Source organism: Sphingomonas sp. BAUL-RG-20F-R05-02 (assembly GCF_022662305.1).
Taxonomy (GTDB): Bacteria; Pseudomonadota; Alphaproteobacteria; order Sphingomonadales; family Sphingomonadaceae; genus Sphingomonas.
Window position 1 is genome coordinate 97,362 of sequence record NZ_JAKNQH010000001.1, and the last position, 23,600, is coordinate 120,961.

Consider the following 23,600-nt stretch of genomic DNA (forward strand, 5'->3'; position numbering starts at 1 on the left):
GCAGTTATCCGCGCACGAACACGACCGACAGATTGTTGGCCGGCATCTCGATCACCCGATCCAGATTGAGCCCGAGCGGGGTCGCCGCCGCCGCGACGGTGTCGAGGTCGCGGATACCCCATGACGGGTCACGCGCCTTGAGATCGGCATCGAAGGCAGCGTTGCTCGCCACCAGCGGAACGTCGGCGCATCGGAACGGACCGTAAAGGTACAGGTGACCGCCCGCCGGCAACAGCCGCGCCGCGCCGCCGAGCAGCCCCAGCGTCGCCCGCCACGGGCTGATGTGCACCATGTTGATTGCCAACACCGCGTCGGCGTCCACCATCGGCCACGGCTCGGCTGCGGCATCGATGTCGAGCGGCGCACGTACGTTCGCCAGCGGTGTGTCGTGCAGCCATGCCGCAATCGAGGTCCGCGCCGCGAGCGAAGGGTCGCTGGGCTGCCAGATCAGCGACGGCACGGCGGCGGCGAAGTGCGTGATATGCTCACCGGAACCGCTCGCGATCTCCAGCACTGTCCCGCGCTCCGGCAGCACCGTGCGCAAAACGTCCAGGATCGGTTCGCGATTGCGAAGGGCTGCCGGGCTGCTCAGGCGGTAGTCTGTGTCCATGGTGCGCCTTGCGACAGGGCGCGCCTAAAGCCAAGTCAAACCGGCGTATGCGCCGCCTGTACCGAGGTGCGGGCGATCACGCGCAGATACGTGTCGAGCACGGTCTGGTTGATCCGCTCCCAACGATAGCCGGCCGCCTCCGCCACGCCGGCGCGGCCTGCGCCGACGCGGAAGCTGGCGTCTTCGCAGAAGCGTTGCAGCGCGTCGGCATAGCCCTCGATATCGGTCGGATCGACGATCAGCCCGGTCAAGCCGTCTTCCAGCAGCCCGACCGCACCCGACGCCCGCGCCGCCACCACCGGCACACCCGCCGCCATCGCCTCCAGCGTCACGTTGCCGAACGTCTCGGTCACGCTCGGGTTGAAGAACACGTCCATCGATGCGACCGCGCGGCCGAGATCGTCCCCCGTCACGAAGCCTGCGAATACCGCATCGGGAATTTCCTTGGCGAACCAGTCGCGTGCCGGGCCTTCACCGACGACCAGCGTCCGGTGCCGCACGCCACGGACGTCGAGCGCGTGCATCGCCTTGGCGAACACATCGAGACCTTTTTCCTTGACCAGCCGGCCGAGGAAACCGATCGCGATCTCGTCATCGCCGATGCCGAGCGAACGCCGCCATTCGAGGCTGCGCCGGGCCGGGCTGAAGCGATCGTGGTTCACGCCGCGCGACCAGCGCGTGACCGGCGTCGTCACGCCCCATTCGCGCAGGATCTCGCCCATCATCTGGCTGGGGGCGAGCACCTCATCGACGCTCTGGTAGAATTTGCGCTGCATGCGCACGATCAGCGGCGCGACGAAACCGATGCCGTAATATTGCACATAGGTCTCGAAGCGCGTGTGGTAAGACGCGACCACCGGAATGTCCTTTTCCCGTGCATAGCGTACCGCCGAGTGGTTAAGGAAATCCGGCGCCGAGACGTGGACGAGGTTGGGCGCGAACGCATCCAGATCGGCGCGAACGCGCGCATCAATCGCAAGCCCAAGCTTATACTCGGCACGGCCGCCCGGCATCTTGACCGAGCGCGTGCCGACGAGGTCGCCGGTCGGCGCGAACGCTGGCTTGCGGCTCACCGGCGAATAGACGCGCACCGCCGCACCCTGCTTGAGCAGATAGCCGACCAGCAGGTTTAGCGTCTGGTTGGCACCGTCGCGGGTGTAATTGTAATTGCCGCTGAAGAGCGCAACGCGGAGGTTTGTCGCCTGCATCGCCGCGCCATAGCGTCGAGTCGGCGGATTGGGAACAGAACGTTTCGGCGGCGGTGGAGCGGCGGGTCTCTTTGGCTTGCTACCGGTCGGTTTGTGTGCGGCAGTCCGCTGTTTTCGCTGCAGCCGCCGCAAGACCGGTCCGCCTGTTCAGAAGCGTGGCGACCTGATCGGCAAAGCCCCGCATCGTTATCGGCAGATCGCTCGCGCTGAGACATCGCCGTGCTGGCTTCGACGCGCACACCGTCCCGAAGAACTGCCATCGGCCAGCACGATCGGGATCGAGACGTGACGCTCGAACCGCAGGGAATCGGAGTGTGATGTATCCGCCAGCTCGGTTCGGCGGAGACAAGACCGATCGCCATTGCCCGGCCGCTGTCGCGTATTTCGCAGCAGATTCGTCGTCTTGCGTTCGCGTTCTTCCCCGGTTCGAGTCCGAAGTCGATACTGTCGAGTATCTGACAGGCGATCCAAACCGTGTCGGTGACGCAAGCGACGGCGGCGAAGCCCATGTCCGTGAGGTTGCACACCGAACGAGCATGTCACGAATTCGGCAGAGTCTGTCTGGGAGACTGCCTGACGTACTAAATCGCCCATGATCATTCCGTCCATTCAACCGATCGTAGCATTCCGTCCCAATTAGCCGGGCAACATTGTTCCCGAGAGCAGCAGACTTCCCGCCCGCACGCCTCGGACCGCGCACTTCGGGCAAGATTTCTGTTCTCTAATCGTTCCGGTTCGGGTATCGGACACACCATGGCGAAACCACAGAAGCGCTACGTCTGCCAATCTTGCGGCTCGGTCTCCCATCGCTGGGCCGGGCAATGCGGGGATTGTTCGGAATGGAACACAATGGTCGAGGAGGCGGGTGCCGTCGTCACGCCGTTCCAGGCCAAGCATAACCTGCAAGGTGGCGGGCGTTTTATCACGCTGTCCGGCCTCGATACCGACGTCGAACTCCCCGAGCGTATGGCGAGCGGCATCGCCGAGTTCGACCGCGCGCTCGGTGGTGGTTTCGTGGAAGGATCGGCGACGTTGATCGGCGGCGATCCGGGGATCGGCAAGTCGACGCTGCTGTTGCAGGCGGCCGCGAAGATGGCGCTTGCCGGCAAGAGCGTCGCCTATGTTTCTGGCGAGGAGGCAGCCGATCAGGTGCGGCTTCGCGCGCGGCGGCTGGGGCTGGGCAACGCGCCGGTGCAACTCGCCTCCGCCACCTCCACGCGCGACATCCTGACGACGCTCTCCCAAGGGACGCCGCCCGACCTGCTGGTGATCGATTCGATCCAGACGATGCACTCCGATCTGATCGAGGGCGCACCGGGTACGGTCAGCCAGGTCCGCGCCTCTGCGCAGGAACTGATCCGTTTCGCCAAGGAACGTGGCACGGCGGTGGTGCTGGTCGGCCATGTCACCAAGGACGGCAGCATCGCCGGCCCGCGCGTGCTGGAACATATGGTCGACACCGTGCTGAGCTTCGAGGGCGAGCGCAGCCACCAGTATCGCATCCTGCGCGCGATCAAGAACCGCTTCGGCGGCACCGACGAGATTGGCGTGTTCGCGATGGTTGCGGAAGGCCTGACGGAGATTTCCAACCCTTCCGCACTGTTCCTGACGCAGCGCGACGAAGGCGTGACCGGCACCACCGTTTTCCCCGCGCTGGAGGGGACGCGGCCGGTGCTGGTCGAAATTCAGGCGCTGGTGGTGCGGCTGGCGAGCGGCGCGACGCCCAGGCGAGCGGTGGTCGGCTGGGACAGCGGGCGGCTGGCGATGATCCTTGCGGTGCTGGAGGCGCGCTGCGGCCTGAGTTTCTCGGCGTGCGAAGTCTATCTGAACATCGCCGGAGGGTACCGTGTGCAGGACCCGGCCGCAGATCTCGCGGTGGCGGCGGCACTGATCTCCGGCCTGTCCGAGCGGCCGGTCCCCGCCGACGCGGTCGCGTTCGGCGAGATCGCGCTGTCCGGCGAGGTGCGCCCGGTCGCGCACGGACCGCTTCGCATGAAGGAAGCCGCCAAACTTGGCTTCGAACGCGCGCTGGTGCCGGCGACCACCGCCGCCGATCCAGCGCCGCTTGCGCTGACCGGCTTTCGCACGCTCGGCGCTTTGGTCGAGCATATGCTGGGCAAGTAGCGGGTCGGCGACCTAGCCGCCTGACACGCTCGACTCGCACCCGCGCCCATCGTAAGCGCAGGCGCATCATGGGACTAAGCGCGCTCGACATCATCGTTTTGCTGGCCGTGGGTGGCGCGGCGATCCTCGGCGTGATGCGCGGGTTCGTGACGGAGGTGCTTTCGCTGTTCGCATGGGTAGCGATCGTGTTCGCGGTGAAGCTGTTCCATACACCCCTCGCGGCGGCGCTGACCGGCATGGTCGGCACGGTGACCGGCGCGGCGGTGCTGGCGTTCGCGATTCTGGCCGGTGTCACCTACTTCGGTGGCCGGCTGGTAGCCCGCGCGATCGGCGGTCGTATCCGCGATTCGGCGGTCGGACCGATCGATCGCGCGCTTGGCTTCGGGTTCGGCGCGGTGAAGGGCTTGATCCTGGCGAGCCTCGGCTTCCTGGTCGTCGTACTGATGACCGATACCGTACATGGTGGCCCCGCACACCGACCGGAGTGGCTGACCGCCTCGAAAACCTACCCGCTGCTCAATGCAACCAGCGCGAGCATCGCCGATTTCGTTGATCGCCGCCGCAAGGGCTTGCCGGTCTTCGGCCACACCATGGCACCGGCCGTCCCGACGGGGAACCGGACCGACTGACGCGACGGGCCGAGCGGGCGCCAACTTCGTTTCGCACCCGCCATCGTGTGGGGTGACGCGCCGCCGCATCGGCCCTACATCCACGGCATGACCGCGACGCTCTACAACACCGAAATCCTGCGCCTCGCCGCAACCATCCCCTATCAGGAGCGGCTCGCCGATCCGATGGCCTCTTCGGAGAAGCGATCGCCAATCTGCGGGAGCCGGGTCACGGTCGACGTGAACATGGGTGAGGACGGGCGTGTCGCCGAGGTGGGCATGTTGGTGCGCGCCTGTGCGCTCGGGCAGGCATCGTCCTCGCTGCTGGCGGCGCAGGTTGTAGGGCGGTCGCCGGCCGAGATCGCCGCCGCGCGCGACGCGTTGGCAGCCTGGCTGGCGGGCGAGGGCGACGTGCCCGACTGGCCCGGTCTCGACATCTTCACGCCGGCTTTGCCGCACAGTGCGCGACACCCCTCGATCCGGCTCGCGTTCGAGGCCGCGGCGGAAGCGGCTGCGGCCGCGGCGCTCAGCCGCGCGGCATGACGGAAAGTCTGCTGATCGACGGTGCAGCGCTCGGCGGGTTCGGGCTGCTGTTCGTGCTGATCTTCCGCCGGCTGGGGCTCGGCGCGACGCTGGGCTATCTCGTTGCCGGTGCCGTCGTCGGGCCGCAGGTGCTGGGGCTGGTCGGCGATGCCGATCAGAAGATCGGCGTCGCGGAACTCGGCATCACGTTGTTGCTGTTCATCGTCGGGCTGGAGCTCAACCCGTCGCGGCTGTGGAGCCTGCGCAAGGAGATTTTCGGGCTTGGCCTGATGCAGGTCATCACCTGCGGTATCGCAGTGACGGGCGTGGTGTGGCTGATCGCGCGGTTCTCGCTCGCCGCGTCGCTCGCGCTCGGCCTGCCGCTGGCGCTGTCGTCGACCGCGCAGGTGCTGCCGATGCTGCAATCCGCCGGTCGGTTGCGTACGCCGTTCGGGGAGCGCGCGTTCTCAATCCTGCTGTTCCAGGATCTGTCGATCGTGCCGCTCATCACCATCGTCACGGTGCTGTCGCGCAATCCCGCCGATGCGAACGGCCCGCCCGGCTGGCAGTTGTTCCTCTATACCGTGCTGGCGATTACCGGGCTGGTGCTGGCCGGGCGGTATCTGCTGCGGCCGATGTTCCGTGCGATCGGCAATCTCGGCGAGCGCGAGATGTTCGTCTTCGCGGCGCTGTTCACCGTCGTGGCGGCGGCGGCGATCATGGAGTCGCTCGGCCTCTCCACCGCGCTCGGCGCGTTCGTCGCGGGCGTGATGCTCGCCGATAGCCCGTACCGGCACGAGATCGAAACCGATGTCGAGCCGTTCCGCTCGATCCTGCTCGGCCTGTTCTTCCTGGCAATCGGGATGATGCTCGATCTGCATGCGATCGCCGCGCGCCCGTTGTTCGTGGTCGGCATGGCGCTCGCGCTGATCGTCACAAAGGCGGCGATCATGATGGGGATCGGCCTGCTGTTCCGCATGAGATGGCGCGAGGCGTTCGCGCTCGGCCTGCTGCTGAGCCAGGGCGGCGAGTTCGGTTTCGTGCTGTTCGCGCAGGCGCAGCACGCCTATCTGATCGCCCCGGAGGCGGCGAGCCTGTTCGGCGCGGTGGTCACGCTGTCGATGGCGACGACGCCGTTCCTGATGGCGATCACCAAGCGGCTGCGGACCGAACCGGTCGTGGATGGCGGCGACCGCGAGGGGCCGCGTTCCGATGGCGCCAACGCGCTAATCGTCGGCTACGGGCGCTTCGGCCAGACGGTCGCGCAGATGCTGATCGCGCAAGGGATTCCCGTCACGCTGATCGACACCGACATCGAGATGATCGACGTGGCGGGTGAGTTCGGCGCGAAGGTCTATTACGGCGATGGCACCCGGCTCGACCTGCTGCGACAGGCGGGGGCGGGCGAGGCGGAACTGATCCTGTTCTGCATCGACCAGGATCAGGTGACGACCGACCTGGTCGAGGCGGTGCATACCGCATTTCCGAACGCGAAGGTGTTCGTGCGCGCCTATGATCGCCGCTCGCTCATCAAGCTGAAGGGCAGCCCGGCGACGGCGGTGGTGCGCGAGGTGCTCGAGTCGGCGGTGAAGATGGCGCGCCTGGCGATGGCGAGCATCGAGATCGACGAGGAGGAGATCAACCGCAGCGAGGCGCATTACCGTGCTCGCGACAAGGAGCGGCTGCGCGTGCAACTCGACACCGGCAACTTCCGCGACGAGGCGGCGCGCATGATGGTGCAGGACACGCGTGAAGAATTGCGGGAGGGTGGCTGATGAACTGGCTAGTGGTGGCGGCGGCGCTTTCGGGAGCGTTGGCGGTCGGTGCAGGGGCATTCGGTGCACACGGCGCTAGTGGTGTAGCGGCGGCTTGGCTAAAGACCGGCGGCGAGTATCAGCTCATCCATGCGGTCGCGGCGCTGGTCGCGGCGCAGCTGGGTGCGCGCGGAGCGGGGTGGTTGTTCGTCGGCGGGGCGTTGGTGTTCTCCGGGACGCTGTATCTGATGGCGCTCGGCTTGCCGAATTGGCTCGGCGCAGTGACCCCGATCGGCGGGTTGTTGCTGATCGCGGGCTGGCTGTGGCTGGCATGGGCCGCCGCGCGCTGAGGATCAGCGTTCGTTGCCGCGCTGTTCGATGCGGCCGAGGAGTTCGCGCAGCAACACGCCGAGATCCTCACGACTGATGTCGAGCGGCTCGCCATAATCCGCAAGCACCGCGTCGATGTCATCTTCGCCAAGGGCGAGCGGCGCTTTCGGCGGGTGCGGGTGGGCAGGTGGATGCGCGTGGTGCGGATATGAGCGTCGCGTCGCGTTGTTGTAGACCAAAGCGACCGCCAGCAGCAGCGCCGAATTCAGCCCGACCGGAACCAGCGCGAAGCCGTAGCCGAGCGCGATGATATACGGGCCGCCGAGTACGGCCGTGAGCGCGACCGCGCCGCTTGGCGGATGGACGCAACGCAGCAGCGACGTGGCGAGCATGGTGCCGCCCACCGCCACCGACGCGGCGAGCAGCGGCGAGCCGATCCACCGCGCCGCCGTAACTCCGATCAACGCGGCGACGAGATTACCGCCGAGGATCGACCAGGGCTGCGCGAGCGGGCTTGCCGGCACGCCGAACAGCAGCACCGCCGATGCTCCCATCGGCGCGATCAGCAGTAGTGGTGCGGCGCCGGTACCGAACCACAAGGTCGACGCCAGCGCGGTGACGAGAATGCCGAGGAACGCACCAAAGCCGGCGCGAAGGCGCTCCGCAGGGCTGGTGGCGAGCACTGGTGGCATCAGACGGGACAGCAGATCCATGCAATAGCGGCCGCGCAGGCCCTTCCTTTTACGATCGCGAAGGCGCGGATCAGCGCTCTGGGGTTGGATCCGGGACCTTCAGCGCCGTCGTCAAATTTGCCCAGGCGGTTCCTGCCACCATGCGCGTTCGGCCAAGCTCGAACAGCGCCTGCATCGCGGGCTGCCGGAAGTCGAGCGAGGAAGACGTTTCCGTCGGCGGCACCGCCGCGACATACGTACCGACGTTGTTTTGCTGGCCGAAGGCTGCAACCGTAGCCAGTGACGTGCGCTGCGTTGCCTTGCTTGCAGTATCGAAACTGCGCGTCAGCAGCGAGATCAGCGAGCGTTTGGTCACAGCGAACTCGTCATCCGCCTTGCCGTTGATCAGCACGTAGATGCGGCCGCCGCTGCCGCGCCCGGTGGGGGCGATCAGCGCGGTGTCGGGCAGCGCGAAGAACGCGCCGATCGTGCTGCCGTCGACGTGCAGTTCCTGCGCGACGTGGTTGCCCATCTGCGCCGAGATCATCACCGGCGGAAACACGCCGGGGATCGCGGCGGAGGCGGTGAGGACGGTCGCGAACAGCGCGCGCGCGGCTGTGCCGCCGTGTGCGGCGATCGCGCCCATGTCCCACACGACAAGATCCTGGCTGTCGAGATCGGTGGTGGCGATCAGCAGTTTGCGCCCGCGTGCGTTCTCGGCGGCGACGGCGGCGAGCAGCCGCGGCGTCACAAAACTGTCGACCAAAGCACGCAACCGCTTGCCCGTGTAGATACTGTCGCGGAACAATGGATTCACGAAGGGGAAAGGCAGCAGATGCGAGGCGCGGCCGTCGGTGAAGCCGGTCTTCATCTCGGCATCCCATTTGGGCCCTAGGAACGCGAAGGGCGCGATCAGGGCGCCGGTGCTCACGCCGGTGACAACGCTGAACTCGGGGCGGGTGCCTGCCTGTGTCCAGCCATACAGTACGCCCGCGCCGAACGCTCCGTTCGCGCCACCGCCCGACAGCGCCAGCATGATCGGGGGAGTGCCGGCGGCATCGGCGTGAAACATCGCGCGTACGGCCGGATCATCGGGACCGTAACGCACATGCGGGAACCCGACCGGGTAGGCGATGGCGTGTTCGGCTTGCGTGAACGGCTCACGCGGGATGGTGACGCAGCCGCTGGTCGCGAGCAGCAGCGCCGCCAGTCCGGCACGGTACCACGAGCGTATCATCGTGGATCCCGGTTGAGAAAGGCTGCAACCGCATCGAGATCCACCGACGTGTCGACGAAACTTTGCCCGATGCCGCGTGCGAGCAGAAAGGGGAGGGTGCCGGCGTCCATCTTCTTGTCGTGCAGCATGTGCGCGACGAGCACCTCGCCGCTGGCCACGATGCCGGCAGCCGCAAGGCCGTCCGGCAGGCCGACGCTGCGCAGATGCGCGGCAACCCGCGCCGCCTCCGCCTGTGGCGCAAGACCCTTCGCGGCCGAGAACCCATAGGCCAGCGCCATGCCGGCGGCGACCGCCTCGCCATGCAGCAGCCGGTCGGAAAAGCCCGCCTCCGCCTCAAGCGCATGCCCGAACGTGTGGCCTAGGTTCAGTAGCGCCCGGCGTCCCCTGGTTTCGCGTTCGTCCTCCGCGACGATGCGCGCCTTGGCGGCGACGGAGTATGCAATGGCATGTTCGCGCAAGGCAAGATCGCCCGCGAGCAAGGCTGCGCCGTTCGCCTCGCACCAAGCGAAGAAGTCGGCATCGTCGATCAGGCCGTATTTCACCACCTCGGCATAACCCGCGCGTACCTGCCGCAGCGGCAGCGTTTCCAGGACGACAGGGTCGATCAGTACCAACGCCGGCTGATGGAATGCGCCGATCAGGTTCTTGCCGGCCTGCGTGTTGATCGCGGTCTTCCCGCCGACCGACGAATCGACCTGCGCGAGCAGCGTGGTCGGCACCTGCACGAAGCCGCAGCCGCGTTTGAGGATGCTGCACGCAAACCCGACCAGATCGCCGATCACACCGCCGCCGAGGGCGATGACATGATCGCCACGTTCGATGCCGAGATCGAGCAGCCGATCCGTCAGATGCTCCAGCATGGCCCAGCTTTTGGTCGATTCGCCCGGCGGCAGCACGATCGCCTCGCTCTCGACCCCCGCGTCGGAGAGTGCGCCGCGCAGCACGTCGAGATGCGGCCGCACGTTCTCGTCGGTGACGATCGCCATCACCCGCCCGCGGGCGAGCGGCTTCAAGTGTTCGGCGGCGCGGGCGAGCAGCCCGGCTTCGATCACCACGTCATAGCTGCGCGTGCCGAGCCCGACACGGACGATCGTCATAATCCGATAGCCTTGAGAATGGCGTTGACGGTCAGATCATGCGGGGCATGCTGGCTGACGACGCGGAGGTGGGATTGGGCATAGATCGGGTTGCGCACCCGCGCGAGATTTTCGAGAATGTGGCGCGGATCGCCGTCGCGCAGCAGCGGCCGGGTATCGCGCCTTGCCACGCGGCTGACCAGTACCTCGGGGCTGGCGTCGAGCCATATCGCCAGCGCGCTCGCGAGGATCAGCGCACGCGTATCGTCCTGGATGAACGCACCGCCGCCGGTGGCGATCACACGCGGTTCGCCGTTCATCAGCCGCGCGATCACCCGGCGCTCGCCATCGCGAAAGTGCGCCTCACCGAAGCGGGAGAAGATGTCCGACACCGTCATGCCTGCCGCCGTTTCGATCTCCGTATCGGCATCGACGAAGGGCAAACGCAGGCGCTGGGCGAGCCGACGGCCGACGGTCGACTTGCCGGCGCCCATCAGTCCGACGAGGACGATCGGCTGGCCATGCCAGACAGGATTGGGGGCGGGGCTTTGCAACATCGGAAACGGGCTATACAGCGCACCCGCCGCTCGGGCAAAAGGGCCTGCCGGGCCGGTTCCGCCCAATTGTTACAAGGTTTGCCAATGTCCCGCTCGCTGCTTTCGCTTCTGGTCGTGGTCGTCGTGCTCGTCGGCGGAATGTTTCTGCTTGCCGGCCGCGCGCACGAGAAGCCCCTGACCCATGTCGAGAAGGTTGTCACGCTTGCGAATCTCCAGGGCTGATCTCCCGCTACTCGCATTGGTGACGGCGATCGCGCTGGGTGTGGGGATTCCTGCACTCGGCCAGAGTTCGCCGCAGTCGATCCTTCCGCCCGGCTTTGGCGATCCCGCCGCCACGCCGACCCCGTCCGCACGCCCGTCGCCCGCGGGCAACGCGGTCGTGCGCAGCGTGCCTGCGCCCGTGGCAGCACCGCTGCCCGCCAGCAACGGCGCACCGCCGCCGGTCACGCTCCCCAGCAGCACGCCGACGCCGCTGCCGAGCGGCATGCCCACTCCGGGCGCCATCGCGCTGCCGGTGCGGTACGACATGCCTGCTTATGCGCGGCGCTCGCTGGCCCAGGTCGGGCCGGTCGGCCGGGCTGACGGTGGACTGCCGGCGCAGGCGTTCGGCAATGCGTCCGGCCGCTATGTAGAGGGGCTGATGCGCGGGCTAAACCTGCCGATCGCGTCGCGCTGGGTAGCGATCGCGCTGCGCCGTGCGCTCGTGTCCAAAGTCGATACGCCCGCCGGGGTCAACGGCGCGGACTTCGCGGCGGAGCGGGCCTGGCTGCTGCTGCGCATGGGCGACTCGGTTGCGGCGCGCGGTGTGGTGCAGAGCGTCGACAATCAGGATTACACGCCCAAGCTCTACGAGATCGCGATGCAGTCGGCGCTTGCCAACGGCGACCCGGCCGAACTGTGTCCGCTTGCCGAGGGCGGCTACGCACTTGGTTTCGAGCGTGGCTGGGTGCTGGCGCGCGCGATGTGCGCCGGGCTGGCGGGCAACCCGAGCAAGGTCGCGCCGCTGATCGCCGCTGCCAAGAAAAGCCACGTGGCGACCGGCATCGATCTGTTGCTCGCGCAGAAGATCGCCGGTGCCGGCGCGCGGGGCCGTCAGGCGGTGACGATCGAGTGGGATGACGTCGATCACCTCACCGCCTGGCGCTACGGTCTCGCGATGGCCTCGGCGACAGAGATTCCTCAGCCGCTGCTCGACGCGACCGGCCGCAACGTGATGGCATGGCGCGCGCTGTCGCCCATGCTCGCCGCCCACGTCCGCGCGCCGGGCGCGGAACTGGCGGCAGCGCGCGGTGTGTTCTCGAGCGCGGCGCTGGTCGACCTCTACGGTATGGTCACCGAGGAAGGGGACGAGGCGTTGCCGGAGGCGGCGATCGCGCGGGATTTGCAGACCGCGTATAGCGGCGGCGATATCTCCGCACGGCTGAACGCGATCAAATCGCTGTGGGACGCACCGAAATCCGACGCAGGCCGGTATGCCCGGCTGGTGTTGACCGCAGGGGCGGCCGCGCGCATGCCGGCCGGCACGCAAGGTGCGGATGCCGACCGGCTCGTCGCTGCGATGCTTGCGGCAGGCCATGACGTTACCGCGCAGAAGTGGCGCGCTGCCGTAGCCACGTCGAGCGACGCGTGGGCGATGCTTGCGCTCGCCGATCCTGGAATGCCGCGCTATCGCTTTGCGGCGGTCAGCAACTATGCCGGTGCAGGCAACAATGCGACGTTGAAGCGACGCATGTTCTTTGCCGGGCTGGCCGGGCTGGGGCGCATGTCGGCGAGCGATGTCGAGCAGGGCGCGCAATCGCTCGACATCCGCATCGGGCAGGAAAACGCCTGGACGCGCGCGATCGGTCGGGCGGCAATGTCGAACCAGCCGGGAACGGTGGTGCTGCTCGCGGCCGTCGGCATGCAGACGCCGACGTGGGGCGGCGTTTCGCCGGAAGCGCTGTACCATATCGTCGTGGCGCTACGCACGGTCGGCCTCGAAGGCGAGGCACGGATGATCGCGGCGGAGGCGCTCGCCCGGCTTTGATCGAGGTGCCGCCTCCCGGCGCCGACCGCGCGCTGATCGAGCGGTTCCTCGAGATGATGGCGGCGGAACGGGGGGCTGCGAAGAACACGCTGGCCGCCTATCGCAGCGATCTCGCGCTCGCGTCGGATTTTCTGGCAGGCAGGTTGGCAGCCGCCAGCGCCGACGATCTGATGCGGCTCGCCGGCATGTGGGCGGACCTGTCGCACGCGACGGTTGCGCGCAAGTCCGCGGCGTTGCGGCGGTTCTTCGCGTTTCTCGCGGATGAGGGGCACCGCACGGACGATCCCCGTGCTGCGCTGCCCCGGCCCGGCACCCGCCGTCCGCTCCCCAAAGTGCTGAGCCATGCCGATGTCGATCGCCTGTTCGCGGTCATCGCCGAACGGCTGGCGGCGGAACCGCTCGATCCGCGCGACCTGCGGCTCTCCGCGCTGGTGGAGTTGTTGTACGGATCAGGCCTGCGTGCGACCGAACTGGTGTCGCTGCCGCGCGGCGCGGTCGCACCCGACCGGCCTTACTGCATCCTGCGCGGTAAGGGCGGGCGCGAGCGGCTTGTACCGATTTCGGACCGGGCACGCGCGGCGGTCGCCGCCTGGCGCGTGCATGTGCCGGCGGATCAGCCGTGGCTGTTCCCGTCCGGCAAAAGCTTCTTGTCGCGCGTGCGATTGTTCCAGGTGTTGCGCGATCTTGGTGGGGCGGCGGGGATCCCGCACGATCGGATTTCCCCGCATGTGCTGCGCCATGCCTTCGCCACGCATCTGCTCGCCGGCGGCGCGGACCTGCGCGCGCTCCAGACCATGCTCGGCCATGCCGATATCGCGACAACGGAAATCTATACGCATGTCGACGCGAGCCGGCTGGTGGCGCTGGTCAACGAACGGCACCCCCTTGCGGAAGCGCAGGCGCGCCGCAATCGGGGCATGCTAGCGTCAGAGCGCATCGTGTAGCGCGGAAAGCGCGGTGTGTGCGTCGCGTTCTGCGTATGTCGTAACGTTGCGTCGCTGGAACATTCTCGACGGGGATTGGTTTCTGTGCCGTTACGACAAGGGAGATATGTAATGGCTGAGTATCGCAATCCGGACGGCACCACGACCTATGTGGAGAAGCGCAGCAACACCGGTAAGGTTATCGGGCTTATCCTGCTCGCGATCGTGATCGTCGTCGGTATCTTGTTCGCGACCGGCTTCTGGAGCGCGGACGTGAAGGGTGGATCGCTTCCCAAGGTCAATGTCAGCGCCAAGGGTGGTGACATGCCAGACGTCGACATGCACTCCAAGGAAGTCGTCGTCGGCACCAGCAAGCAGACCGTGACGGTGCCGAAGGTTGAGACGAAGAAGACGACCGTCGACGTACCGACCGTTGGCGTCAAGGACGGCAACTAAGCCCGATTGAAGCTATTGGGCGTCGCGTCGCGAAGGCGGCGCGGCGCCCATCGCATTTTGGAGTGGGGCTCGCGATGGCGAGACGGGGTTGCAGCGATGCGCACCATTGCCAACTCCGCCCTCAGCCCGTAACCGACGCGGCCTGATGGCAAGCTTTCTAGACTTTGAAAAACCGATCGCGGAGCTGCAGGCTCGCATCGATGAACTCCGTGAAACCGGCGCGGGCGGCACCGTCGACATTTCCGCCGATGTCGCGAGGCTCCAGGCCAAATCCGACAAATTGCTGCGCGATACCTACGCGAAGCTGACGCCGTGGCAGAAGACGCTGGTGGCACGGCACGGTGAGCGGCCGCACTTCAAGGATTATGTCGCCGGATTGTTCGAGGGGTTCGTTCCCCTCGCCGGTGATCGCGCTTTTGGTGACGATCAGGCGATCCTCGGGGGTTTCGCGCGCTTTCGCGGCCAGCGCGTGATGGTGATCGGCCACGAAAAGGGCAACGACACCGCCTCGCGCATCCGCCACAATTTCGGGTCCGGCAAGCCGGAGGGCTATCGCAAGGCAATCCGCCTGATGCAGCTTGCCGATCGCTTCGGTTTGCCGGTGCTGACGCTGGTCGACACCTCCGGCGCGTTCCCGGGCGTGCAGGCGGAGGAGCGCGGCCAGGCCGAGGCGATCGCGCGGTCTACAGAGCAATGTCTCGCGCTCGGCGTGCCGATGATCGCGGCGATCGTAGGTGAGGGCGGATCCGGCGGCGCGATCGCGCTGGCGGCGGCAAGTCGCGTCCTGATGTTCGAGAATGCGGTCTATTCGGTAATCTCGCCCGAGGGTTGCGCCGCGATCCTGTGGCGCACCAACGAGCGCGCGCCCGATGCTGCCGAGGCGATGAAAGTCACCGCGCAGGATCTTAAGGGCCTGGGTGTGATCGATACGATCGTGCCCGAGCCGCTTGGTGGCGCGCATCGTGATCCGACTGCGGCGATCAGCGCGCTCGGCAATGCCATCGCCGAGTCGCTTGGCGAATTAAGCGGGCTCGATGCGGACGGGCTCCGCCGCGCTCGGCGTGAGAAGTTTCTGGCGATGGGTCGCCTCTGAACCGACGGCGTGCAACTCGCCTCGATAAAGTGGTGACGTTGCTGAACCTCTCTGTGCGCTGATTGCCGGGTCGCTGGATCGCGGTGCGTCACGCGTAGCCGAGTACCGCGAGCAAATACGCACTCATTACGTCCCGTAACAGAAAAGGGCGGCAGAACCTTGGTTCCGCCGCCCTTTCCTATGTAAGCTTTAGGCGCTTACGAAGCCTTCATGTTGCTCGACACGTTGCCGAAGGTGGTCTTGAGCTGATTGCCCAGGCCCTGCATGGCGGCGATCGCGGCAACGGCGATCAGAGCAGCGATCAGGCCGTATTCGATTGCGGTGGCGCCCTTGCTGTTCTTGATGAACTTGCGGATGGTCTGCATGTGTCCGGTCTCCAGTGATTCAGTAGCTTCAGTTACCCGGCTGAACCGGGAGTGCCGGGCCAGCGATGCCGGTTTAGGCGGTCACTCTTGATAAAACTTTAAGGCGGGGCAGAACTTCTACGTAGCCTGCGGCTCAGCCGGTCTTGCTGGCATGCTGAACCTGGGAGCTGACGTTGTTCCAGATGCCGGTCGTCGTTCCTGCCATTTCAACCAGTGCGGTAATCATCGTGATGACGACCAGCGCGGCAATCAGGCCATATTCGATGGCGGTGCCGCCCCGCCGATCCTGCAGAACCGTTTTGATCAGCTTGGCGAACATGCTTCTTGCCCCGGAGCGGAAAATCCCGTCGTGGGGATAGCAAGGCAATCTTAAGGAAAGGCGAAGGGCGTGGTTGATGTGGACGAAGCCGGCGTTCTTCTGGTGGTCGCGGCAGCGCTGATCGAGGCGGACGGGCGTGTCCTGATGCAGCGTCGTCCGCCCGGTAAAGCTCATGCGGGGCTATGGGAGTTTCCCGGCGGAAAGGTCGAACTCGGCGAAGCCCCCGAAGCGGCCTTGGCGCGCGAACTGCGGGAAGAACTGGGCATCACGGTCGCGGCAGCAGATCTCGCGCCGCTGGCCTTTGCCAGCGTGCCGGCGGGTGCGCGAAACCTGGTGCTTTTGCTATACGGCTGCAAACGCTGGGTAGGCGTACCGGCGGCGCTGGAGGCGGACGCGCTGGTCTGGCGCCGTCCCGCCAGTTTGCGTGACTTGCCGATGCCGCCCGCCGACCTGCCGCTCGTCGCGGCGCTGGAAGCGCGCGAGTCGCGAAATGCAGGTCGTTGAGAGTGGAGGCCCGACCGGGAATCGAACCCGGGTGCAAGGATTTGCAGTCCTCTGCGTCACCACTCCGCCATCGGGCCGAGAGGCGGCCAGATGCGCGGAGCCGGCGGGCAAGTCAACCGCTGTTACGAAAAATGCGTGCGCCGCTTGGCGAGGTCGCATGTGCGCGATACAAGCGGCAGTCAGATTAAGTGTATTGCACGATCAACACAGTCGTGCCACAGGGGTGACTATGACTTCGACCGCATCTCAGCCCATTCTTTCCAATCCCAGTTCGGGCCATACGGATCTGGAGGCGATGCGTCACGCGATGGTCGCGAGCCAGTTGCGGCCCAACGCGGTCAACGATCCGCGCGTGGTGGCGGCAATGGATCGGGTGCTGCGTGAAGCATATCTGCCCGCTGGCGCTGCCGAGCTGGCCTATCGCGATACCGCCGTGCCGCTTGGTCACGGCCGCTTTCAGAACGTGCCGATCGCGACGGGCCGCCTGCTGACAGAAGCGTATCTGCAACCGACCGACCGGGTGCTGCTGATCGGTGCGGCGGGTGGCTACACCGCGGCAGTGCTGGCGCAGTTGGTCGCATCGGTGGTCGCGGTCGAGAGTGACGCCGGCCTCGCGTCGATGGCGCGGGCGGCGCTTGCGGGTATGGCATCGGTGACGCTGGTGGAGGGGCCTTTAGAAGCGGGGCATGCCGCCGGGGCACCTTACGACGTGCTGATCATCGACGGTTCGGTAGAGCAGGTGCCTGAGGCGCTGGTTTCGCAGGTTCATCCAGGTGGCCGTGCGGTGGCAGGCATCATCGATCGTGGCGTGACGCGGCTCAGCTCGGGTCGTCGCACCGCCGGTGGTTTCGGCTTGGTCGGATTCGCCGATATCGAGTGCGTGGCGCTGCCGGGGTTCTCGAAGCCTAAAACCTTCTCTTTCTAAAAGGGCGCTGCGCCGGCAATGCGATATGGATTGTATCTTGCCGGCGCGAGCGTGCTGCTCGCCGCCGCTCCCGCGAGCGCGAAGACGCTGCGCGAGGCGCTCGTCGAGGCGTATAACACGAACCCGACACTGACGGCCGATCGCGCCAACGTCCGCGCGATCGACGAGAACGTGCCGATCGCACGCGCGCAGGGGCTGCCATCGGCGAGCATCAACGCGCAGTATAACGAGAACGTCTACAACAACGCGAATACCCTCTCCAATCCGGCGCGACAGCTCAATGTGCAGCCGCAGGTGTCGGTGCCGATCTATGCCGGCGGGGCGGTGCGCAACTCGATCAAGGCGGCCAAGACGCGAGTCGATGCCGGCCGGCTGAGCCTGCGCGACACTGAAGCGAGTGTTTTCAGCTCCGTCGTCGGGGCGTTCATGGACGTGCTGCGCGACGAGGCTATCGTGGCGCTCAACGCGCAGAACGTGCACGTTCTCGACGTCAACCTTCAGGCGAGTCGTGATCGGTTCCAGGTTGGGGACCTGACCCGCACCGATGTCGCGCAGTCGGAGGCGCGACTGGCGCTCGCACGCAGCCAGTTGCAGAGCGCACAGGCGCAGCTGATCTCCAGCCGCGAGAATTACATCCGCTACGTCGGCACCGCCCCGGTCGGGCTTGAGCAGCCACCGGTGCTTCCCAACTTGCCGACCGACCCTGAAGCGGCGGTCGACGTCGCGCTTAAGGACAATCCGGCCTTGCTGTCGGCGCAGAAAAGCCGTGACGCCAGCGTCTATGACGTCGGTACCGCTGCTGCGCAGCGCCTGCCACGCCTGAACGCGGTGGCGAGCGGGACGTATTACGATTATTTCGGATCGCTCGGCTCCGCGACGCAATTCGGTATCTCGCAGAGTGGCAAGTCTGCTGCGCTCGGGCTGCAACTCAGCCTCCCATTGTATCAGGGCGGCGGCCCGACCGCGCAGATCCGTCAGGCGCAGGCGCGCCGCGGGCAGGCGATCGAGCAAGTTACCGAAGTCGAGCGTAACGTGATCGCTCAGACCCGGTCGGCCTATGCCGTGTGGAAATCCTCGCTAGAGGTGATCGCGTCCAGCGAGACGGCGGTGGACGCCAACAAGCTGTCGCTGGAGGGTGTGCGCGCTGAAAACAGCGTGGGCAGCCGGACCATTCTCGACATCCTCAATGCCGAGCAGGAACTGCTGAACTCGCAAATCACGCTCGTCTCGGCGCAACGTGATGCGTACGTTGCCGGTTTCTCGTTGCTGGCGGCAATGGGCAAGGCCGAATCGCGCGACCTCGGGCTAGACGGTGGGACGCTGTACGACCCGACGCTGAACTACAAGCGCGTCAGCCACACCATCTGGGATTGGGCGCCCGCGCCGGCGCCGAAGCCGGTTGCGACCTCGACCGCCGCGACCCTCCCGCAAACCGCGATTGTGACGAAGCCACTTGACCCGTTTCTCGATACACCAGTTGACAGCACTGCTACAAATCAGGGAAACAGCACGGTCAGAAAACGTTAACCATAGTGCGGGGGCAAAAAGGTTGATCGCGATGGGTGATATCAGCGCAGAACCGTCGATGGAGGACATTCTGTCTTCGATCAAGCGTATCATCGCTGAAGAGGGAGATGTGAGCGCCGGGCGGTTGCGCCGGCCGAACCGCGCCGCCGGTGGACGCCCATTGCCGCTCACTCAGCCGCGTGAAGTGCTCGAACTCAGCGATCCCGTCGATTATGACGATCAAGACGAAGCGGAGGAAGCAATGCCCGCCACTCGGCCCAAGATGAACACGCCCGAACCCGAGCCGGTGCAGTTCGCCGATGCACTTGCCCAGGCGAGATCGGAATCACCCGCTCAGGAAATGCCAAAGCAAGCACCTCAGCCGACATCGGCGGAACCTTTGTTGTCGCGCGGTGCCGAAACCGCGACGCGCGGACCGCTCGACGCGCTGTCACGCCTTGTCGTCAAGCCGGAGGTGTCCGGGTCGGACACGCTCGAAGGCATGGTACGCGAGATGCTGAAACCGATGTTGCGTGAGTGGCTCGATTCGCATCTCCCCGCCATGGTCGAGCAGATGGTCGCAAAGGAAATCGCGCGGATCACCAGCCAAGGGCGGTGATCGTGCGGTTCTCGCCTGCCGGTGTCGTTCACACGGGCAGCGCGGGCCTTACTGTTGAGGCATTGCGGTCATCAAGAAACGGGTAGCGTTGCGACCGGCTAATGCAGGCCATTTACCGGTCGCGTATTGCTGACACGACGTCAGCCAAGTCGCCGTGCGAGTTCCGATATCCCGGCTTAAGTCGGCGCCTATACTACCCGGCCGTCAGAGCGTCGCAATCAACAGCGACCACAGCATCATCAGAATACCGGCTAGGCTGACGAGGAACACGAGCGAGCGCACATAGGTAATGCCGGCCGCGTAGATCGGCAGATACGCTACCCGCGCGACCAGCCACACCGTCGCCCCGGCTGCGGTCCAGCGCGTGTGGATGCCGGCAAGGCCGAGCAGCGCCACCGCCGCGATCACCAGTGGAAACGTCTCGAAGAAATTGCCCTGCGCGCGCATCAGCCGGCCGACCAGCGGGGTCGGCGTGCCCGGGTCCGACTCACGGTTGCCGGCGTTCCAGGCGGTGCCGTATTGCGCTGTGCGCACGGTCGATGCGGCGAAGATGTGAACCAGCGCCAACACGCAGCCCCAAGCCAGAACGGCATATTCTGTGTGCATCCGGTGATCCTTGCATGCGGGTGTGATCGCCTCAATGCACGGGCAGAGGAGAGGTTGCTTTCATCTGCGGTTCAGCTTGGCCGGATACATTCGCCATCGTTGTTCAACATGCTGAGGAGACAGCCATGAACCTGTTCTCGAAAATCGCGCTGGCCGGAGTCGGCACGGTGGCGCTCGCGGGCAGCGCGTTTGCCGCCGAGCGATCGATGCACGTGATGAACGTCGACCTGCCCGACGGTTCGGTCGCGCATGTCCGCTATTTTGGCGATGTGGCACCCAAAGTGGAACTGGTGCCCATATCTCAAGCGGTGCCGGTCGCGCTGATCGATCCGCGCGTGGCGTTCGCCGGCTTCGACCAGATGTTCGCCGATTTCGACCGCCAGCAGGCCGAGATGCTGCAGCACGTCGCGGCAATGCAGACTGCGGCGGTGCCGACTAACGGCAAGCTCGATCAGTCGGCGGTGAAGACGCTGCCGAACGGCGGCGGGGTCAGCTATTCGTACACCTCGTACAGTAGCGGCGGTGACGGCAAGAGTGGCGGCTGTACGCAGAGCTACCAGCTGACCTCCTACGGCAACGCGCAGCCGAAGGTCGTTTCGCAAAGCACCGGCGATTGCGCCCATGCAGCGAAATTCAGCACCGCACCCACCCCGGTGAAGGCGCCTGCGCCCGCGCCGCAGCCCAAGACGGTGCCGCACGATGCGGTCTGATCGGGACTGACAAAGCGATAGCAAGGGCGGTGCGGCAACGCGCCGCCCTTTTCATTTGCTCGTGCGGCGGTAAACGCGGGGCATGAGCGAACTTCCCAAAACCTTCGACCCCGCCGAAATCGAGCAGCGCTGGTATGCGCATTGGGAGGCGAACGGCCTGTTCCGCCCCGATCGCCCCGGTGCCGAGCCGTGGACGATCGTCAACCCGCCGCCCAACGTGACCGGCTCGCTCCACATCGGCCATGCGCTCGACAACACGTTGCAGGATATTCTCGCGCGGCACGCCCGGTTGAAGGGCAAGGATGCTTTGTGGGTGGTCGGCACCGACCACGCCGGCATCGCCACGCAGATGGTGGTCGAGCGGCAGATGGCACAGCACGGCCAGAAGCGCACCGATTTTGCTCGCGAGGATTTCGTCGCCAAGGTGTGGGACTGGAAGGCAGAGAGCGGCGGCGAGATCACGCAGCAGTTGCGGCGGCTCGGCTGTTCGATGGACTGGAAGAATGAGCGCTTCACCATGGACGAGGGCTTTTCCAAGGCCGTCCTCAAGGTGTTCGTCGATCTTCACAAGGAGGGCTTGCTGTACCGCGACAAGCGGCTGGTGAACTGGGACCCCGGCCTCGGCACCGCGATCTCCGATCTTGAGGTCGAGACGCGCGAGATCAAGGGCGGGTTCTGGCATTTTCGCTATCCGCTCGCCGATGGCGTTCGCCTCGCGGATGGGCGCGACCATATCGTCGTCGCGACGACCCGGCCCGAGACGATGCTCGCCGATATGGCGGTGGCGGTGAACGCGTCGGACGAACGTTATGCCAGCGTGATCGGCAAGTTCATCGAGCAGCCGATCACCGGGCGGCGCATTCCGATCGTCGCGGACGATCATGCCGATCCCGAACTGGGGTCCGGCGCGGTCAAGATCACGCCGGGGCATGATTTCAACGATTTCGAGGTCGGCAAGCGCGCCGGCATCGAGGCGCGCGACATGCTCAACATGCTCGATGCCGCCGCCAACGTGGTGCAGACCGCGGATGGCCTTGTGCCGGCGGAGTTCATCGGGCTGCACCGCTTCCGCAAGGACAAGGTCGACGGCGCGCGTGAACTGGTGGTGGCGCGGATGAAGGCGCTCGGCCTGCTCGTCACGCACCTCGACAAGGAGGATGCCGAGCACGATTTCGAACCGCGTACGATCCAGACGCCGTATGGCGACCGCTCGGGCGTGGTGATCGAGCCGTGGCTGACCGACCAATGGTATGTCGATGCTGCGACGCTGGCGAAGCCCGCGATCGAGGCGGTGCGCTCGGGCGCGATCAGGATCGTGCCGAAGAGTTGGGAAAAGACGTTCTTCAACTGGATGGAGAATATTCAGCCGTGGTGTGTGTCTCGTCAATTGTGGTGGGGGCACCGCATCCCGGCTTGGTTCGGCGATGACGGCAAGGTCTATGTTGCGCTAACCGAAGCGGAAGCACGCGCTCGGGCGCCGGAGGGCGTTACACTAACGCAAGATTCCGATGTTCTCGACACATGGTTTTCTTCAGCGCTGTGGCCGTTCGCGACGATGGGCTGGCCGGACGACACGAACCCGACGCTCCACGGTCGCTACCCTAATGACGTGCTGATCTCCGGCTTCGACATTCTGTTCTTCTGGAACGCCCGCATGATGATGCAAGGGCTGCACTTCATGAAGGATGTGCCGTTCAAGACACTCTACCTGCACGGCCTGGTCCGGGCGGCGGACGGGCAGAAGATGTCGAAATCGAAGGGCAATGTCGTCAATCCGCTCGGGCTGATCGACCGCTACGGCGCGGATGCGCTGCGCTTCTTCATGGCGGCGATGGAAAGCCAGGGCCGCGACATCAAGATGGATGAGAAGCGCGTCGAGGGCTATCGCAACTTCGCGACCAAGCTGTGGAACGCCGCACGCTTCTGCCAGGCGAACGGGATCGTTGCGAGCACCGCGCTGGAGGCCCCCGCCGCTGTCCTCGCAGTCAACAAATGGATCATCGCCGAGACGATCGAAACGGTACAGGCGGTCGATCTCGCGCTTGCGGACTATCGCTTCGACGGCGCGGCCAACGCGATTTATCAGTTCGCATGGAGCCGGTTCTGCGACTGGTACATCGAACTCATCAAGCCGCTGCTCGGCCAGATGGACGCGCCCGCGAGCGGTGCGGAGGCGGATGAAACGCGCGCGGTGGCGGGCTGGGTGCTCGATCAGATCCTCGTGCTGCTTCACCCGTTTATGCCGTTCATCACTGAGGAGTTGTGGTCGAAGACCGGCGCCCGTGAGAGCGAACTGATCGTCGCGCACTGGCCGATGGCGGATGCGCGCGCGATCGATCCGGAGGCGCGGCGCGAGATCGACTGGCTGATCCGGCTGGTGAGCGAAGTGCGCGCGGCGCGGACCGAACTCAACATCCCGCCGGGTACGCGGATGCCGTTCCACGTCCGCGATGCGGGCGCGGAGACACAGGCGCGGATCGCGCGGCAGCAGGCGGTGATTGCCCGGCTCGCACGGATTGACGTGGCCGAGGGTGAAGCGCCCGCCGGTGGTGCGGCACAGGTGGTGATCGACGAAGCGACCTTTGTCCTGCCGCTTGCCGGCGTGATCGACCTTGATGCCGAACGCGCGCGGCTCACCAAGGGCATTGCGGCGGCGGAGAAGGAGCGGGATGCGCTGGCCGGACGGCTTGGCAATGCGAGCTTCGTCGAGCGTGCCAAGCCAGAGGCGGTCGAGAAGGCGCGCGCGGACCATGCCGAGAAAGCGGCCGACGCGGAGCGGCTCGGCGCGGCGCTGGCGCGGCTCGGGTAAGTCGCGCCCACCGCTACCACCCGTTCCGGTCGAGCGATGTCT

Annotated in this window: 25 protein-coding genes and 1 tRNA gene; 16 read left to right on the forward strand and 10 right to left on the reverse strand. The window is 66.1% G+C overall.

Annotated elements, in window-relative coordinates; all coding sequences use genetic code 11:
- Positions 1–4: 4 nt before the first annotated feature.
- Both L8F97_RS00465 and L8F97_RS00470 read right to left on the reverse strand, forming a co-directional pair.
- Positions 5–610: a DUF938 domain-containing protein gene (locus tag L8F97_RS00465; protein WP_242146043.1), complete on the reverse strand. Its 606-nt coding sequence runs from the start codon at positions 608–610 to the stop codon at positions 5–7.
- A gap of 35 nt (positions 611–645) precedes the next feature.
- On the reverse strand, positions 646–1,818 hold the full coding sequence (locus L8F97_RS00470; protein WP_242146044.1) for a glycosyltransferase family 4 protein: 1,173 nt from the start codon (positions 1,816–1,818) through the stop codon (positions 646–648).
- A 753-nt stretch (positions 1,819–2,571) separates the two neighbouring features.
- On the opposite strand from L8F97_RS00470, the gene radA reads away from it, so the two are divergent.
- The 5 genes from radA (at position 2,572) to L8F97_RS00495 (ending at position 7,176) form a co-directional block, all read left to right on the forward strand.
- Positions 2,572–3,942, forward strand: coding sequence for a DNA repair protein RadA (gene radA, locus L8F97_RS00475; RefSeq protein ID WP_242146045.1), 1,371 nt, complete (start codon positions 2,572–2,574; stop codon positions 3,940–3,942).
- 68 nt (positions 3,943–4,010) lie between these two features.
- On the forward strand, positions 4,011–4,571 hold the full coding sequence (locus L8F97_RS00480) for a CvpA family protein (protein ID WP_242146046.1): 561 nt from the start codon (positions 4,011–4,013) through the stop codon (positions 4,569–4,571).
- Between the two features lie 87 nt (positions 4,572–4,658).
- Positions 4,659–5,093 carry an iron-sulfur cluster assembly scaffold protein gene (locus L8F97_RS00485; RefSeq protein ID WP_242146047.1) on the forward strand — a complete coding sequence of 145 codons (435 nt, stop codon included), beginning with the start codon at positions 4,659–4,661 and terminating at the stop codon, positions 5,091–5,093.
- Positions 5,090–6,847, forward strand: a complete 1,758-nt coding sequence (locus L8F97_RS00490; RefSeq protein ID WP_242146048.1) for a cation:proton antiporter — start codon at positions 5,090–5,092, stop codon at positions 6,845–6,847. Before L8F97_RS00485 ends, L8F97_RS00490 begins: the two co-directional genes overlap by 4 nt.
- Positions 6,847–7,176: a DUF423 domain-containing protein gene (locus tag L8F97_RS00495; protein WP_242146049.1), complete on the forward strand. Its 330-nt coding sequence runs from the start codon at positions 6,847–6,849 to the stop codon at positions 7,174–7,176. The genes L8F97_RS00490 and L8F97_RS00495 overlap by 1 nt, the downstream gene beginning before the upstream one ends.
- A 3-nt stretch (positions 7,177–7,179) precedes the next feature.
- Here the strand turns inward: L8F97_RS00495 and L8F97_RS00500 are convergent, their stop codons facing one another.
- Genes L8F97_RS00500 through L8F97_RS00515 form a run of 4 tightly spaced genes read right to left on the reverse strand, consistent with a single transcriptional unit; the run spans position 7,180 to position 10,697 of the window.
- Positions 7,180–7,869 (reverse strand): HPP family protein, encoded by a 690-nt coding sequence (locus L8F97_RS00500; RefSeq protein ID WP_242146050.1) that lies wholly within the window; start codon positions 7,867–7,869, stop codon positions 7,180–7,182.
- 49 nt (positions 7,870–7,918) lie between these two features.
- Positions 7,919–9,064 (reverse strand): patatin-like phospholipase family protein, encoded by a 1,146-nt coding sequence (locus L8F97_RS00505; protein ID WP_242146051.1) that lies wholly within the window; start codon positions 9,062–9,064, stop codon positions 7,919–7,921.
- Positions 9,061–10,161 carry a 3-dehydroquinate synthase gene (gene aroB, locus L8F97_RS00510; protein WP_242146052.1) on the reverse strand — a complete coding sequence of 367 codons (1,101 nt, stop codon included), beginning with the start codon at positions 10,159–10,161 and terminating at the stop codon, positions 9,061–9,063. Before aroB ends, L8F97_RS00505 begins: the two co-directional genes overlap by 4 nt.
- Positions 10,158–10,697: a shikimate kinase gene (locus tag L8F97_RS00515; protein ID WP_242146053.1), complete on the reverse strand. Its 540-nt coding sequence runs from the start codon at positions 10,695–10,697 to the stop codon at positions 10,158–10,160. The genes aroB and L8F97_RS00515 overlap by 4 nt, the downstream gene beginning before the upstream one ends.
- Positions 10,698–10,781: 84 nt before the next feature.
- Here L8F97_RS00515 and L8F97_RS00520 point away from each other — a divergent pair, with 84 nt between their 5' ends.
- The 5 genes from L8F97_RS00520 to L8F97_RS00540 all read left to right on the forward strand — a co-directional run bounded on the left by L8F97_RS00520 (position 10,782) and on the right by L8F97_RS00540 (position 15,195).
- Positions 10,782–10,919, forward strand: coding sequence for a hypothetical protein (locus L8F97_RS00520; protein ID WP_242146054.1), 138 nt, complete (start codon positions 10,782–10,784; stop codon positions 10,917–10,919).
- The gene (locus tag L8F97_RS00525; protein WP_242146055.1) at positions 10,900–12,723 is read left to right on the forward strand and encodes a hypothetical protein; all 1,824 of its coding nucleotides are present in this window, start codon (positions 10,900–10,902) and stop codon (positions 12,721–12,723) included. Before L8F97_RS00520 ends, L8F97_RS00525 begins: the two co-directional genes overlap by 20 nt.
- A gap of 5 nt (positions 12,724–12,728) precedes the next feature.
- Complete coding sequence (locus L8F97_RS00530; protein WP_313931870.1) at positions 12,729–13,667, forward strand: tyrosine-type recombinase/integrase; 939 nt, start codon at positions 12,729–12,731, stop codon at positions 13,665–13,667.
- 111 nt (positions 13,668–13,778) lie between these two features.
- Positions 13,779–14,102: a hypothetical protein gene (locus tag L8F97_RS00535; RefSeq protein ID WP_242146056.1), complete on the forward strand. Its 324-nt coding sequence runs from the start codon at positions 13,779–13,781 to the stop codon at positions 14,100–14,102.
- A gap of 145 nt (positions 14,103–14,247) precedes the next feature.
- Positions 14,248–15,195, forward strand: coding sequence for an acetyl-CoA carboxylase carboxyltransferase subunit alpha (locus L8F97_RS00540; protein ID WP_242146057.1), 948 nt, complete (start codon positions 14,248–14,250; stop codon positions 15,193–15,195).
- A 197-nt stretch (positions 15,196–15,392) separates the two neighbouring features.
- Here the strand turns inward: L8F97_RS00540 and L8F97_RS00545 are convergent, their stop codons facing one another.
- On the reverse strand, positions 15,393–15,560 hold the full coding sequence (locus L8F97_RS00545; protein ID WP_242146058.1) for a Flp family type IVb pilin: 168 nt from the start codon (positions 15,558–15,560) through the stop codon (positions 15,393–15,395).
- A 133-nt stretch (positions 15,561–15,693) separates the two neighbouring features.
- Positions 15,694–15,879 carry a Flp family type IVb pilin gene (locus L8F97_RS00550; RefSeq protein ID WP_242146059.1) on the reverse strand — a complete coding sequence of 62 codons (186 nt, stop codon included), beginning with the start codon at positions 15,877–15,879 and terminating at the stop codon, positions 15,694–15,696.
- A gap of 78 nt (positions 15,880–15,957) precedes the next feature.
- Between L8F97_RS00550 and L8F97_RS00555 the strand changes: the two genes are divergently transcribed.
- Positions 15,958–16,383, forward strand: coding sequence for a (deoxy)nucleoside triphosphate pyrophosphohydrolase (locus tag L8F97_RS00555; protein WP_313931871.1), 426 nt, complete (start codon positions 15,958–15,960; stop codon positions 16,381–16,383).
- A gap of 3 nt (positions 16,384–16,386) precedes the next feature.
- On the opposite strand, the gene L8F97_RS00560 is transcribed toward L8F97_RS00555, so the two are convergent.
- Positions 16,387–16,460 (reverse strand) — tRNA-Cys (locus tag L8F97_RS00560).
- 152 nt (positions 16,461–16,612) lie between these two features.
- Between L8F97_RS00560 and L8F97_RS00565 the strand changes: the two genes are divergently transcribed.
- The 3 genes from L8F97_RS00565 to L8F97_RS00575 are packed head-to-tail and all read left to right on the forward strand — an operon-like array spanning position 16,613 to position 19,433.
- Positions 16,613–17,308, forward strand: a complete 696-nt coding sequence (locus L8F97_RS00565) for a protein-L-isoaspartate O-methyltransferase family protein (RefSeq protein WP_242146060.1) — start codon at positions 16,613–16,615, stop codon at positions 17,306–17,308.
- An 18-nt stretch (positions 17,309–17,326) separates the two neighbouring features.
- Complete coding sequence (locus L8F97_RS00570; RefSeq protein ID WP_242146061.1) at positions 17,327–18,835, forward strand: TolC family outer membrane protein; 1,509 nt, start codon at positions 17,327–17,329, stop codon at positions 18,833–18,835.
- Positions 18,836–18,866: 31 nt separating this feature from the next.
- On the forward strand, positions 18,867–19,433 hold the full coding sequence (locus tag L8F97_RS00575) for a DUF2497 domain-containing protein (protein ID WP_242147060.1): 567 nt from the start codon (positions 18,867–18,869) through the stop codon (positions 19,431–19,433).
- A gap of 204 nt (positions 19,434–19,637) precedes the next feature.
- Here L8F97_RS00575 and L8F97_RS00580 read toward each other — a convergent pair whose 3' ends face one another.
- Positions 19,638–20,039 (reverse strand): MAPEG family protein, encoded by a 402-nt coding sequence (locus tag L8F97_RS00580; RefSeq protein ID WP_242146062.1) that lies wholly within the window; start codon positions 20,037–20,039, stop codon positions 19,638–19,640.
- Positions 20,040–20,164: 125 nt separating this feature from the next.
- Here L8F97_RS00580 and L8F97_RS00585 point away from each other — a divergent pair, with 125 nt between their 5' ends.
- On the forward strand, positions 20,165–20,749 hold the full coding sequence (locus L8F97_RS00585; RefSeq protein ID WP_242146063.1) for a hypothetical protein: 585 nt from the start codon (positions 20,165–20,167) through the stop codon (positions 20,747–20,749).
- An 82-nt stretch (positions 20,750–20,831) separates the two neighbouring features.
- A complete protein-coding gene (locus L8F97_RS00590; RefSeq protein WP_242146064.1) occupies positions 20,832–23,558 on the forward strand; it encodes a valine--tRNA ligase in 2,727 nt (908 codons plus the stop codon).
- The last annotated feature ends 42 nt before the right edge of the window (positions 23,559–23,600 follow it).

Excerpts from the sequence above, each read along its gene's own strand:
- L8F97_RS00505 (WP_242146051.1), bottom strand. The coding sequence starts at position 9,064 with ATGATACGCTCGTGGTACCGTGCCGGACTGGCGGCGCTGCTGCTCGCG.
- L8F97_RS00515 (WP_242146053.1), bottom strand. The coding sequence starts at position 10,697 with ATGTTGCAAAGCCCCGCCCCCAATCCTGTCTGGCATGGCCAGCCGATC.
- L8F97_RS00485 (WP_242146047.1), top strand. The coding sequence starts at position 4,659 with ATGACCGCGACGCTCTACAACACCGAAATCCTGCGCCTCGCCGCAACC.
- L8F97_RS00495 (WP_242146049.1), top strand. The coding sequence starts at position 6,847 with ATGAACTGGCTAGTGGTGGCGGCGGCGCTTTCGGGAGCGTTGGCGGTC.
- L8F97_RS00580 (WP_242146062.1), bottom strand. The coding sequence starts at position 20,039 with ATGCACACAGAATATGCCGTTCTGGCTTGGGGCTGCGTGTTGGCGCTG.
- L8F97_RS00535 (WP_242146056.1), top strand. The coding sequence starts at position 13,779 with ATGGCTGAGTATCGCAATCCGGACGGCACCACGACCTATGTGGAGAAG.
- radA (WP_242146045.1), top strand. The coding sequence starts at position 2,572 with ATGGCGAAACCACAGAAGCGCTACGTCTGCCAATCTTGCGGCTCGGTC.
- L8F97_RS00545 (WP_242146058.1), bottom strand. The coding sequence starts at position 15,560 with ATGCAGACCATCCGCAAGTTCATCAAGAACAGCAAGGGCGCCACCGCA.
- L8F97_RS00585 (WP_242146063.1), top strand. The coding sequence starts at position 20,165 with ATGAACCTGTTCTCGAAAATCGCGCTGGCCGGAGTCGGCACGGTGGCG.
- L8F97_RS00550 (WP_242146059.1), bottom strand. The coding sequence starts at position 15,879 with ATGTTCGCCAAGCTGATCAAAACGGTTCTGCAGGATCGGCGGGGCGGC.
- L8F97_RS00465 (WP_242146043.1), bottom strand. The coding sequence starts at position 610 with ATGGACACAGACTACCGCCTGAGCAGCCCGGCAGCCCTTCGCAATCGC.
- L8F97_RS00575 (WP_242147060.1), top strand. The coding sequence starts at position 18,867 with ATGGGTGATATCAGCGCAGAACCGTCGATGGAGGACATTCTGTCTTCG.
- L8F97_RS00590 (WP_242146064.1), top strand. The coding sequence starts at position 20,832 with ATGAGCGAACTTCCCAAAACCTTCGACCCCGCCGAAATCGAGCAGCGC.
- L8F97_RS00540 (WP_242146057.1), top strand. The coding sequence starts at position 14,248 with ATGGCAAGCTTTCTAGACTTTGAAAAACCGATCGCGGAGCTGCAGGCT.
- L8F97_RS00565 (WP_242146060.1), top strand. The coding sequence starts at position 16,613 with ATGACTTCGACCGCATCTCAGCCCATTCTTTCCAATCCCAGTTCGGGC.
- L8F97_RS00470 (WP_242146044.1), bottom strand. The coding sequence starts at position 1,818 with ATGCAGGCGACAAACCTCCGCGTTGCGCTCTTCAGCGGCAATTACAAT.
- L8F97_RS00480 (WP_242146046.1), top strand. The coding sequence starts at position 4,011 with ATGGGACTAAGCGCGCTCGACATCATCGTTTTGCTGGCCGTGGGTGGC.
- aroB (WP_242146052.1), bottom strand. The coding sequence starts at position 10,161 with ATGACGATCGTCCGTGTCGGGCTCGGCACGCGCAGCTATGACGTGGTG.
- L8F97_RS00570 (WP_242146061.1), top strand. The coding sequence starts at position 17,327 with ATGCGATATGGATTGTATCTTGCCGGCGCGAGCGTGCTGCTCGCCGCC.
- L8F97_RS00490 (WP_242146048.1), top strand. The coding sequence starts at position 5,090 with ATGACGGAAAGTCTGCTGATCGACGGTGCAGCGCTCGGCGGGTTCGGG.
- L8F97_RS00520 (WP_242146054.1), top strand. The coding sequence starts at position 10,782 with ATGTCCCGCTCGCTGCTTTCGCTTCTGGTCGTGGTCGTCGTGCTCGTC.
- L8F97_RS00500 (WP_242146050.1), bottom strand. The coding sequence starts at position 7,869 with ATGGATCTGCTGTCCCGTCTGATGCCACCAGTGCTCGCCACCAGCCCT.